The sequence below is a fragment of the Chromobacterium indicum genome (assembly GCF_039708975.1).
Classification (GTDB): domain Bacteria; phylum Pseudomonadota; class Gammaproteobacteria; order Burkholderiales; family Chromobacteriaceae; genus Chromobacterium; species Chromobacterium piscinae.
In genome coordinates this window covers 1-12407 of the sequence record NZ_JAYFSJ010000005.1, presented here as the reverse complement: position 1 = coordinate 12407, position 12407 = coordinate 1, and the positions used below count along the sequence as shown (strand labels likewise).

5 protein-coding genes are annotated in these 12407 nt (G+C 65.8%); 2 read left to right on the top strand and 3 right to left on the bottom strand.

Features of this window, described 5'->3' with window-relative positions; all coding sequences use genetic code 11:
* Nucleotides 1-2 precede the first annotated feature (2 nt).
* Complete coding sequence (locus VA599_RS08010; protein WP_021478643.1) at nucleotides 3-2171, bottom strand: type I secretion system permease/ATPase; 2169 nt, start codon at nucleotides 2169-2171, stop codon at nucleotides 3-5.
* A gap of 197 nt (nucleotides 2172-2368) precedes the next feature.
* The gene (locus VA599_RS08005) at nucleotides 2369-3805 is read right to left on the bottom strand and encodes a TolC family outer membrane protein (RefSeq protein ID WP_104948014.1); all 1437 of its coding nucleotides are present in this window, start codon (nucleotides 3803-3805) and stop codon (nucleotides 2369-2371) included.
* Between the two features lie 205 nt (nucleotides 3806-4010).
* Here VA599_RS08005 and VA599_RS08000 point away from each other — a divergent pair, with 205 nt between their 5' ends.
* Both VA599_RS08000 and VA599_RS07995 read left to right on the top strand, forming a co-directional pair.
* A complete protein-coding gene (locus VA599_RS08000; protein ID WP_031296862.1) occupies nucleotides 4011-4679 on the top strand; it encodes a transglutaminase-like cysteine peptidase in 669 nt (222 codons plus the stop codon).
* 13 nt (nucleotides 4680-4692) lie between these two features.
* The gene (locus VA599_RS07995) at nucleotides 4693-6594 is read left to right on the top strand and encodes a bifunctional diguanylate cyclase/phosphodiesterase (protein WP_346788198.1); all 1902 of its coding nucleotides are present in this window, start codon (nucleotides 4693-4695) and stop codon (nucleotides 6592-6594) included.
* Between the two features lie 272 nt (nucleotides 6595-6866).
* On the opposite strand, the gene VA599_RS07990 is transcribed toward VA599_RS07995, so the two are convergent.
* Nucleotides 6867-12407, bottom strand: a 5541-nt coding sequence (locus VA599_RS07990) for a VCBS domain-containing protein (protein WP_346788197.1), incomplete at its 5' end; no start/stop codon positions are given.

Here is a 12407-nt window from a genome sequence, read left to right as displayed (position 1 = left end):
TCTCAAACGCCCGCCTTTCCGATCTTGCCCTGTTGCAGCGCCTCGATCACTTGTTGCTTGGGACCGTCGGCGACGATGGCGCCGTGGTCGACCACGATCAGCCGGTCCACCAGGTCCAGCAGCGCGTTGTGATGGGTGACCAGCAGCATGGTCTTGCCGGACGACACCCGGGCCAGCGTCTGGCGGATCTGGCTTTCGCTGCTGTGGTCCATATTGCTGGTCGGCTCGTCCAAGAGCAGGATGGGCGGCGAGTTCAGCAGCGCGCGGGCGATGGTCACCGCCTTGCGCTGGCCGCCGGACAGCGATTCGCCGCGTTCGCTGATCAGCATGTCGAAGCCTTGCGGATGGCTGTTGACGAACTCGGTCAGCCCGGCCTGCTCGGCGGCGGCGGCGATGCTGGCGTCGAAGGCGTGCGGCGAGCCCATGGAGATGTTCTGCCGCATGGTGCCGTAGAACAGCACCGGATCCTGCGGCACGTGGCCGATCTGGCGGCGCAGCTCGGCCGGGTCGATCTGCTTGATGTCCATGCCGTCGATATGGATCGCGCCGCCGGTCGGCTGGTACAGGCCGAGGATCATCTTCTGGATGGTGGTCTTGCCGGAGCCGACGCGGCCGATGATGGCCACGCGCTCGCCGGCGCGGATCTTGAACGACACCTCGCGCAGCGCCACCATCGGGTTGTTCGGGTAGTTGAACGATACGTTGCGGAACTCGATCTCGCCCTTGAAGCTGGTGCGGTGGAAGAAGGCGGCGTCCTTCTCGCGCTCCACCGGCATCTTCATGAAGCCGTCCAGCGAGGCCAGCGAGGTCTTGGCGTTGTGGTACTGGGTCAGCAGGCTGACCACCTGGCTCAGCGGCGCCATCGCGCGGCTGGACAGCATCACCGCGGCGATCACCCCGCCCATGGACACGTTGCCGGCCATGATCTCGTACACGCCCAGCACCAGCATGGCGATGGACAGCAACTGCTGGATGAAGCCGGCGAAGTTCATGGTGGAGGCGGCCAGGATCTTCAGCCGCGAGCCGACCTGGGCCAGGAACAGCGTGGCCTGCTCCCACTTGCCCTGCAGCACGCCCTCGGCGGCCAGCACCTTGACGGTTTCCAGCCCGGACAGGCTTTCCACCAGGTAGGCGTTGCGCTGCGAGCTGGCGCGCAACGTGGTCTCGGTCAGCGCCTGCATCCGCTCCTGCACCAGCAGGGCGAAAGTCAGCATGATGAAGATGGCGATCACCATCGGCGCCGCCATCAGCGGCGAGATCCACAGAATGGCCACCAGGAAGATCAGCACGAAGGGCACATCGATCAGCGCGGTGATCGACGCCGAGGCGATGAAGTCGCGCACGGTTTCGAAGGCGCGCAGGTTGGCGGCGAACGCGCCGACCGAGGCCGGCCGCGCCTCCATCCGGATGCCCAGCACCCGCTCCATGATCAGCGCCGACAGCGCGACGTCGACCCGCTTGCTGGCCAGGTCTATCAAATAGCCGCGGGTCAGCTTGAGCAGGAAGTCGAACACCAGCACCAGCGCGGCGCCTATCGCCAGCACCCACAGCGTTTCCAGCGCCATGTTCGGCACCACGCGGTCGTAAACCGCCATCGACACGATGGGCATCGCCAGCGCGAAGACGTTGATCAGGAAGGCGGCCATCAGCGCGTCGCGGTATAGCGACTTGCTGCCGTAGATGGTGCGCCAGAACCAGTGGCGCGCGCGGATCTCGGCCAGCTCCGGCGCGCGCTTCTCGTACTGGAAGCGCGGCTTCACCAGGATGGCGATGCCTTCGAAGCTGTGGTCCAGGTCTTCCAGCGGAATCTCGACGACGGCGTCCGGCAGCTCGGACATGCTGAGGAAGGCGACGCCGTCGCGGATCTCGCGCAGGATGCCGGCGGTGTTGTTCTCCAGCAGCAGCACGGCGGGCAGCAGCTGCTGGCGCAGGCTGGACAGCGGCTGGCGCACCACGCGGGTGGACAGGCCGATGCGGCGCGCCGAGCGCGCGAACATCGACGGCGACAGCCGGTTGTCCACCAGCGGAATGCCGGCCACCAGCGATTCGCGGGTGGCGGTGATGCCGTAGCCGCGGGCCAGCGAGAACAGGCAGTCGAGCAGGGGGTCGAGATGGGTCGCTTGCTCGCTCAGCGGCTGCGCGGTTTCAGGATTGGATATTTCGGAAGCCATGCTTCCACTCCCATGGATATTGTCGGCAATCGTGCCGGGTCTGACTATTTACGTGCCGTCAAAGGGACGCGCGGCCGAGCGCGAACGGTGATCAGCTTCCATTCCGCGCGCGGGCCGGCGCTCCGATGCCGGCGATCGCCGCCACAATGGCCAAAAGACCCGCAAAGCGGGTCTTGCCTGGTTGCGGCGGCCAGGTTTTAGCGTTTGGCTTTGCCAGCTTTCTTCGCCGTCGCGGCGTCAGGCGTGTCCGCCATCGTGGTGGACACGTAAGGATGGACGGGGATGCCGGCGGCGCTGAACGGCTGCGGCGGCGTGTAGGCGGTGTTGCAGGCGTCGCGCTGCGAGTCGTCGCTGTCGGATTCGAAGCTTTGCTCTTCGATCGGCTTCAGCTGCAGAGTGGGCAGCAGCAGGCCGGACGCGGCCAGCACGCGGGCCTGGGCCAGCTTGTTGTCGTAGTCGGCGTTGGCCAGCGCGCGCTTGGAGTCGTACAGCTCGTTCTCGCTGTCCAGCACGTCCAGCAGGGTGCGCTGGCCGATGTCGAACTGCTTCAGGTAGGCGTCGCGGGCCTTTTCGGTGGACAGCGCGTGCTGGCGCAGATAACCCATCTGTTCGCTCAGTTTGTGGGCGTCGTTGCTGGCGATGCGCACAGTCTGCTGCAGGTCGCGGCAGGCTTTGTCGCGCAGATCCAGCGCCGAATTGTAGCGTTCGGCCGCCACGCCCAGGCGGGCCTTGTCGGCGCCGCCGCGGAACAGGTTGATGTTGAACACCAGCGCCACCGACTGCTTGTCGTGGGTGCCGTAGACGCTGTTCAGGTTGTCGGTTTTCTCGGCGTGGGCGCGCAGGTCCAGCGTCGGCGAGAAGGCGCCGCGCTTGACCTTGAGATCGCTCTGGGCGGCGCGCACGCCTTCCTGCGCGGCCAAATAGGCGGGGCTGCTGCGCACCGCGGAGACCAGCAGGTCCTTGTCGCGCGGCAGCTTGTCCTGCATCGCCGGCGCCGGCGCCAGGTCGGTCGGCGGCTCCTCGCCGATCAGGCGCGCGTAGCGGGCGGACACGTCGTGCAGATTGGAAGACTCGTTGATCATATTGGTTTCGGACAGCGCCAGCCGGCCGGCCGCCTGTTCCAGGTCGACGCGGCGGCCGACGCCGGCCTTCACCTTTTGTTCTATCTGATCGTAGATGCCCTTGTGCACGCCATAGCTTTCCTTGGCGTAATCCAGCAGCTGGCGGTAGCGCAGCACGTCCAGATAGGTGCGGGTGGCTTCCAGGCCCAGCTGTTCGGAGGCGTCGACGAATTCGTAGTACTTGCCGCGTTTGCCGAACTCCAGCTGCTTGACCGTGTTCATGGTCTGGAAGCCCTGGAACAGGTTCTGGCTGAGGTCGGCGGACCAGCCCTTGCGGTTGAAGTCGCTGGTGATTTGCGGGCCGTAATTGACCAGCGGCTCCTTGTTGTCTTCGCGGGCCTGGGTGTAGGAGACATCCACGGTCGGCAGGTAGCCGGAGCGGCCGATGCCGACTTCTTCCGCCGACGAGCGGAATTCATGGAAGCGGAAGCGGACCTCCGGGTTGTTGGCGATGGTTTTTTCCACGACTTGACGCAGGTCGGTGGCCTGCGCCGATGCGGCCGCTAAACTCATCAACGCGGCCAAAGTCAGGCGAACGCTACATTTTTTTAAGCGTTTCATGGTTAATCGTCTCCGGGTGCAAGGGGCTGATATTATTAAATATTTCAATAAATAGATTAAACAAATTTTCTTTAAATGGCAAGTGAATATTCCGCGCCAAGCGAATATCATTCGTCAATCTGCTACAGTTGCGATCATTGATCGGCATGGAATGACCATGAAGCTTGCCTCGCTCGTTTCAGGACGGCGCTTGCGGCGCTGCCTGATGTCCGTCGCGCTGTTGCTGGCGGGCCTGTGCGTCACCGCCGCCAGCCTGCCGACCGAGCGTTCGGCCGCCCGCTACGGCCCGCGCGCGGTCGCGCTGTTCCGCGAATGGAACCAGCTGCTGGGCAAGCTGCAGGGCGCGGACGAGCGGCAGAAGCTGGCCGAGGTTAACCAATTTTTCAACCGGCGCATCCTGTACCGCGAGGACATAGACAACTGGGGCGTTCAGGATTATTGGGCGACGCCGCTGGAGATGTTCGGCAAGGGGGCGGGCGACTGCGAGGACTTCAGCATCGGCAAGTACATCTCGCTGCTGGTGCTCGGCGTCTCGCCGGACAAGCTGCGCATCACCTACGTCAAGGCCCGGATAGGCGGGCCGGACAGCACGATCAGCCAGGCTCACATGGTGCTGGCCTATTATCCCACGCCCAGCGCCGAGCCGCAGATTCTGGACAGCCTGGTGACCTCGATCGAGCCGGCTTCGCAGCGGACCGACCTTCTGCCGGTGTTCAGTTTCAACGCCCAGGGCCTGTGGGTGGGCAACCGCAGCAGCAATGTCTCCAAGCTGACCCGATGGCGCCAGGTGATGGACAAGATGAAAAACGAGGGCTTCACTTTTTGAGATGGGCGACGCGATGAAAAACCTTTCCTTGATCCAGCGGTTGTGGCTGTTGCTGCTGTTGTTGGTGTTCACGTCGTTGTCGGGCGCGCTGCTGGCCAATCTGTACAACGCGCGCAGTTATTTGGAACAGCAGCTGACTGGCCAAAATGCCAATGCCGCCAACTCGCTGGCGTTGATGATCACCCAGAACAAGGCGGACAAGGCGATGGCCGAAACCTTGATCAACGCGACTTTCGACCAGGGATATTTTCATCACATCCGCTGGCAGGGAGCCGACGGCAAGGTTGTGGTCGACCGCGTCAACCAGGCGGTTTTCCCGGCGGCGCCGGACTGGTTCCGGGCCTTGCTGCCGCTGTCCCCGCAGCCGGGCAACGCGCTGGTTACCGCCGGGTGGCTGCAGGCCGGAGAGGTACGCGTAGAGGCCGCGCTGGGCTACGCCTACGAGTCGTTGTGGATGGGCGCGCTGCAGACCATGTTGTGGCTTCTGGGAGCGGGTTTGCTGGCCGGCTTGCTGGGTTCCATCGATATTTTCAAGCTGCGGCGCGATTTGCAGCGGGTGGTCACCCAGGCGCGGGCGATCAGCGAGCGTCGTTTCCAGCGCATGACCGAGCCCAAGGTGCCGGAGCTGGCGCGGGTGGTGAGCGCGATGAACCACATGGTGGAGAGGCTGCAGTCCCATCTGGGCGAGCAGTCGGAAGAGGTGGAGCAATTGCGGCGCGAGCGCCATACCGATCCGGTGACCGGCCTGCCCAACCGCGAGGCGCTGGAGCAGGCGGTGTCCAGCACGCTGGCCGAGGAGGAGGATGTCCGCGGCTGCCTGCTGCTGCTGAGGCTGGCCGGGCTGGCTGAGCTGAACCAGCGGCTGGGAGGCGAGCGCGCCGACGCCTTGCTGGTCCGCCTGGCGGCGGACCTGGAGGATCTGGCTTCGCGGCGCAAGGGCTGGATGGCGGCCCGGCTGCGCGGCGCCGATTTCGCCGTGTTCTGCCCGGAGCTGGAGATCGACGGCGGCCGGCAACTGGCGGAGACGCTATGCGAGCAGCTGGCTTTGTACCGGCAGATGGGTTTGAGCGACCGGGACGGCATCGGCCACATCGGCGTGTGCGGCATTGTCGAGGGCGATGGCTTGGCCAGCCTGCTGGCGCGCGCCAGCCAGGCGCTGGCCGAGGCCGAGGCGGCGGGCGACAACCAGTGGCGGGTCGATGATGGCGGCGGCCCGGAAGTGGGCAGCGAATGGGATTGGCGCGAACTGATCGAAGCCAGCTGCCGCGAGCATAGCCTGAGGCTGCGCTGGTTCCCGGTGCGGGATGCCGCGCGCGGCATCCTGTGGCAGGAGGGCATGCTGTTCCGGCCCGCGATGGGCGGCCTGCCGGCGATCAACGCGATGCGGCTGGTGTCGCATAGCCTGCGCCTGGGCTTGAGCCACCTGGCCGACCTGGAGGCGCTGCGGCTGGCCTTGGCCGACGCGCCGGGATCCGCGCTGGCGGTGAACCTGTCGCCGGCCTCGCTGGCGGCCAAAGGCTTCCAGTGGCAGGCGATGGAAATGCTGGGCGGCAGCCGGGCGACGGTATCCTTCGAATTCGACGAGGCGGGGCTGGACGAGCATTGGGATGCCTTCCTGGCTTTCGGCGAGGCGGTGAAGGGCGTCGGCCACCGGCTGGCGGTGGAGATCCGCGGCCATAGGCTGGAGCTGGTCGCCCGGCTGAACCAGGCTGGCATCGACTATCTGGTGCTGGACGGCGCGTTGACGCGCGGCATCCACCAGGATGAGGGCCGGCAGGTGCTGGTCAAGGGCGTGCAGCGGATGACGTCGCTGATGGGCGCCAGGCTGATCGCCAAGGGAGTGGTCAGCGAAGCCGACGCGAAACGGCTGCTGGAACTGCGCGTCGACGGCCTGACCGGTCCCGCCGTGGCGTGACGCCGTTTTTCCGGCTGGGGTGACACGAAGCGTTCGCCGCCGTTCCGCGGCGGACAGCCGCCGCCAGCCGGGTCGCTTTCATGCCGGAAATCCCCGCCGGCGCGACATTCCCGTTTCTTTCTCCCTTCTTTCATTTCATCGCTCAGCAGCAAGGGGACGCCAGCGCCGCGCTGCGCCGACGCGGACATGGATGGCTTTTTTCCGCCATGCCGCGGTGGACGCAAAAAAGCCCCCCGCTCGGGCGGGGGGCTGCCGACATCGGGCTGCGCGCCTCAATCGGTATGCAGCTGGCCGTGGTTCAGCAGGTTTTTCAGCACCTGTGCGTCGCTGAGCGTCGCGCCTTGGGTCAGATCGACGTTCTGTAGCACGATTTGCTGGGTGACCGGCGTGCCCTGGCCCTGGTGATGGACGTCTATCACCGTGTTGGCGCCTTCCTTGTGGAAGTTCAGGTAACCCTCCAGGCTGGCCGCGTTGTGGCTTTCGCCCTGCAGCAGGTCCTTCAGGTCGAGCACGTCTTTCTCGCCATGCTGGCCGAAGTCGGTGATCACGTCCCGCGCCGGCTTGGCCGCGGTGCCTTGATCGCCCAGCGACCACTTGAAGGTGTCGACGCCGGCGCCGCCGGTCAGGATGTCGTTGCCGGCGCCGCCGCGGATCAGCTCGCTGGCGTCGGTGCCCGTCAGCCGGTTGTCGCCGGCATCGCCCTGGAGCAGGCGCTGGTTCGGGTCCAGCGTCGACAGGTCGATGTGCAGCCTGGCGTTGGACAGGTCGCCGTCGGCATCCCGCACCGTGTAGGTGAAGGTGTCGGTCTGGCCGTTGCCCAACAGCTTGCTATCGCCGGTGAAGGTGTAGTTGTAGCTGCCGTCCGCGTGCATCAGCAGGTCGCCGAACTGGCCGTGCAGGATGGCCTCCACGCCGCCGTTGCCGGCCTGGCCGCCGCTGGCGCAAGCCACCACCTTCAGGCCGCCGTCGGCGCCGGCGGCGTCGTTCTGCAGCACGTCGCCGCCGGTGGCCGGATGGTGGAAGTCGCTGCCCTCGACGATGCGCGCCATGATGCCGAAGGTTGAGTTGGCGTTTTCGGCAGTGTGGATTTCGTTGCCGATATGGCCCTTGCCATCGTCGAATCCCAGGATCTGCAGGATGTACTGCCGGCCGTTGTACTCGAAGGTCTGGCTGGCGTTGTCGATGGTGACGATGTCCTTGCTGGCTTCGTAGTCGCGGCTGTTCGGTGTTTCCTGGTGGTTCAGGTGGACGAGGAACTGCTGCGGCTGGACGCCCAGCATGAACGACAGGCCCAGCGTGGCGTTGCTGATGCCGGAGTTGCCGCTGATCTCGTAGTTCAGGTGGGTGAGGTCGCCCAGCTTGAAGGTTTGGTTCAGCGGCAGCGTGTTGTTCAGCAGGGTGTCGTTGTCGCGGAAGCTGTAGCCGGATTGCTGGCCGTAGGTGTCGCCCCAGCGCAGCTGGTTCTGGCCGTTGTCGTTGCCGCCCTGGTTGAAGGTGCTGACGCGGTGGCCGCCGTCCCAGTCCACCCAGTCGCCGACGATGCCGTTGCTGCTGATCTTCAGATCGCCGCTGAGCACTGCCAGGCTGGCGCGGTCGTCGGCCGCCAGCGGCGCGTCATTGACGATGGCCACGTTCAGCTTGTCGCTGGCGCTGCTGCCGTCGCGGTCGCGTACTTCCACGTTGAGGCTGTCGATTAAGCGCTCGCCCGCGCTGGCGCCGGCGTGGCCCAGCGTGTACTGGTAGCCGAGCTTGCCGCTGGCGGCGTCGAAGGAGGTGACCTTCAGCGCGCCGTAGGCGGTGCTGAGCGTATTGCCGGTGAGCCTGCCGTCGGCGCCGACCACTTCCACGCCGCCGATGCGGATGCTGGCCACGCCGTCCGGCGCGTTCACCACGAAGCTGCCTTGCTGGGTCAGCTGGGCGGCGTCCGGCGCGGTGCCTGCGGCCAGATGGCTTTCCAGCACGATGGCGTCGCTGCCGCCATCCAGCGCGTGCAGTCCGGACAGGGTGACTGGATGGTCTACCGCCTGGATGGAAACGCTCAGGTTCTGGCTGCTGCTGGCCTGGCTGTGGTTGGACTGCTCGGTGGCCGTGGCGGTGACGGTCAGGTTCAGCTGGCCATGGTAGCCGGCCGGACCCTTCAATTGCAGGCTGTCCAGGCTCCAGTTGCTGACATCCAGCCGGCCGGAGCCGTCCACCATCGCCTGATGGCCGGACGCGTCTTTCAGCACCGCGCCGCTGGGCAGGCCGGACAGGGAGACGTTCAGCGTTTCCGAGCCGTCGCGGTCGACCAGCGAGGCGCTGATGCTGCTCAGCTTGATGAAGTTGCCTTCATAGCCGACGTTGTCCATCGCCTTGAAGCTGAGGTTGTCGAGGATGGCGCCGTTGGCATCGCCGTCCTTGGCCTCGAACAGCAGCCGGTATTTGCCGTCCTGGGCGATCGGCAGCGCAACCTGCTGGTCGCGCAGCCAGCCGGTGCTGGTCGGGTTGAAGTCGTACAGCACGGTGGCCTTGCCGGTGGGGTTGCCGCTGGCGTCGAGCGCGATCAGCTTGACCTGCAACTGCGAGCTGTTGACGTAATTCAGGCGAGCGGAGATGTCGAAGCCCAGCTGGTAGAAGCGGCCGGCTTCGCACTGGATGTCGGTGTACAGCGTGCGGTCGCCGGGGCCGTTTTCGATTTCCAGCACCTTGTTGGTCGAGCTGCCGCCGGTATAGGTGCGCTCGGTGCCCACTTCGATCAGGCCGCGGCCGTTGTCGGTGTTCCACACGCCTATGGTATTGGCGCCGCCGATCTTGTTGACCGCCACGTCCTGCCGCCATTCGCGGCCGTTCAGATTGACGTCCTCGAAGTTGAGCGAGGCCAGCGACGAGTAGCCGCCCAGCGACAGCTGCGGCGCGTCGGCCACGGCTTCGACGTGGATGGAGGCCTTGGCCGGGCTGGCGTCCACCGCGCCCTGGTTGTCCTTGGCCGCGTAGCCGAAGCCGGTGTCGCCGCTCCAGTGGCCCGCCGGCTTGAAGTAGACGGCGCCGCCCACGGTGTCGCCGGCCTTGACGACCTGGGTGCCGGCGGCGTCGCTGTACAGCGTGCCGTTGGTCGGCAGGTCCTTGATCACGAAGCCGGAGACGCTGCCGTCGCCGTCCTTGCCGGACAGCGCGACGCTGATCAGCGGCTGGTCTTCCTGGCCGGATGCCGACACGTCGAAGGTTTCCGGCGCCATATTGGCCGCGTTGGCGCCGGCATGGCCGGTCGCGGTGTCGCCGTTGCCGGTTTCACGTGAAACAGCGTCGACGCCGATGGACAGCGCGCCCTTGACGTTGCCGGGTACTTCCAGCTGCAGGCCGGACAGCTTCACGTCCAGCGCCTTGGCATCCCAGTGGCCGGCTTGGGCTATGGTCAGCGAGCCGTCCTTGCCTATGGTGCCGATCAGGTTGTGCTGGCTGTCGAACAGCTGCGAGCCGGCGTACTTGGCGTCCAGGCGGACGACGATGCTGTCCAGCACTTCGCTGCCGTCGCGGTCCACCAGCGAGGCGCTGATGTCGATCGGATAGCGGGTGAGGTCCGGCCCTTCCTTGGCCCAGTCCTTGCCGTTCCAGTAGTAGGTGCCGTCCTTGAACTGCAGCCGTTCGATGTCGTACAGGCTGTCGTGCCCCTCGCCGGCGTACGGGTTGGCCGCGGTCACTTGCTTGTCGGTCACTTCGAAGAACACGCTGCCGCCGGCGCCGATGACCGGGCGGGTGACGGTGTAGTCCTTGAAGTTGCCGGCATAGACCGCGGTGTCGACGCCGTCGCCGCCGTACAGGCTGTCGTCGCCCTTGCCGCCGATCAGGATGTCGTTGCCCTTGCCGGCGTACAGCGTGTCGTTGACTTCGTTCGGCTTGCCGCTCAGCTGGCCCAGGTTGCCGTCGTCGCCGATCAGCACGTTGTCGGCCTTGCTGGTGTCCAGGTAGATGGCGTCGTTGCCGCCCATGCCGCGCACGGCGAAGCCGGTGTCGGTCTTGCCGCGCAGGTCGGCGTAGGCGTTGTTGCCGTCATCCAGCGTGATGGCGTTCTTGCCGTATTCGGCCGCGGTTTTTTCCCACGATTCGAAGTTGCGGCCGCCGACATACGGGCTGCCCGGCTGGTAGCTGCCCTGGCCGATCTGCACGCCGACCACCGGCGCGTCGGCGACCGGGGTCATGGTCAGCGTCAGCGTCGAGCTGCTGCCGGTGTTGGTGGTGTAGCCGATCTGCGGCAGCTCGCCGGCGTAGTGCGCGGCCGGGGCGAAGCTGTAGCTGCCGTCGGCGTTGACATGCAGCAGGCCCTTGCCGTCCAGCGCCACGTCCACGCCCTGTTTGCCCAGCTGGTAGGTCTGGCCCGCCACGGTGACGCTTTGCACGCTGAGCTTGCTGTCCACATCGTAATCGTTGGCCAGCAGTCCGTGGGCGGCGTCGACCGCCAGCGGCTTGTCTTCGACGACGTTGCCGCTGTCCGGCTTCAGCACCGACGGATCGTCCACCGGCGTGATGCCGACGTGGATGGTGATGGTGTCGGTGGCGCCGGCCTTGTCGGTGACCGTCACCTTGAAGCTGTCGCTGCCGTTGTAGTCCTGGTTCGGGGTGTAGGTCCAGCTGCCGTCCTTGCCCAGCACCACGGTGCCGTGCTGCGGGTTGCCGCTGGCGGCGTAGCTCAGCTGGTCGTTGGCGTCCACGTCCTGCGCGTGCAACTGGCCGCTGACCGGGGTGTCCTCGGCGGTGGTGACCTGGATGCCGCCGTCCTTGGCGAAGCCGTGCGTCTGGTCGCCGACGAAGACCGGCGCGTCGTTGGCGCCGTGGACGTCGACGCTGATCTTGTGCTCGGTGCCGTCCTTGGCGTAGACGGTGAACTCCTCGGTGCGCGTTTCGCCCTGGCCCAGGTGCTGAACCTTGTCGTTGTCGACCTTGTACTGCCAGTGGCCGTCCTTGTCTATCGTCAGCGTGCCGTAATTGCCGGCATGGCTGTCGACGCGGCCGGTGTCGAACGCCGCGCGGCCCTTGTCCGGGGTGGCGATGTCGAGCTTGCCGTTATGCGTCAGCGCGCCATCGGCGCCGACGGCGAGGTCCTCGGTGACGGCGCCGGTGCTTTCGCCGCTGATCTTGGCGAAATTGTCGGTGCCGTAGACGGTGATGTTGACGTTGTGCGAGGTGCCGTCCAGCGATTGGACCGGGAAGGTGTAGTTGATCTTGTCCTGGCTGGTCAGCTCCTGGGCCGTGTCGTTCAGGGTGAACGTCCACTGGCCGGTGCCGCTGTCGAAATGGAAGGTGCCGTATTTCACCAGCACGTCGGCTTGCGGGCGGAAGCCAGCCTCGCCGGCATCGACATCCCTGACCAGCAGGGTGCCGGTGGCCGACGGGAAGGTGCCTTCCACCAGGGTGGCGCCGTCGGTGCCGCCAAACACGGCCGGATCGTTGACGCCTTTGATGGTCACGGTGATGTCATGCGAGGTGCCGTCCTTGGAGTAGACGGTGAACACCTCGGTGCGGGTGATGTCCTGGCCCAGGTATTGGACCTTGGCGTCGTCGACGCTGTAATGCCAGTTGCCGTTGGCGTCGATGGTCAGCTTGCCGAGGTTGGTCGTCTTGTTGTCGACGCGGCTGGTATCGAACACCGATTGACCCTGATCGACATCGGACACGTTCAGCTTGCCGCTGTAATCCAGGGTATTGGTCGAGGAGACGTTCTGATCCTCGGTCACGCTGCCGGTGTCGTTGCCGGAGAAGGTGGCGGCGTCGTTGGTGCCCAGCACCTGGATGGACACCACCGCGCTGCCGGTGCCGTCCTTGGAGAGGACGGTGAATTG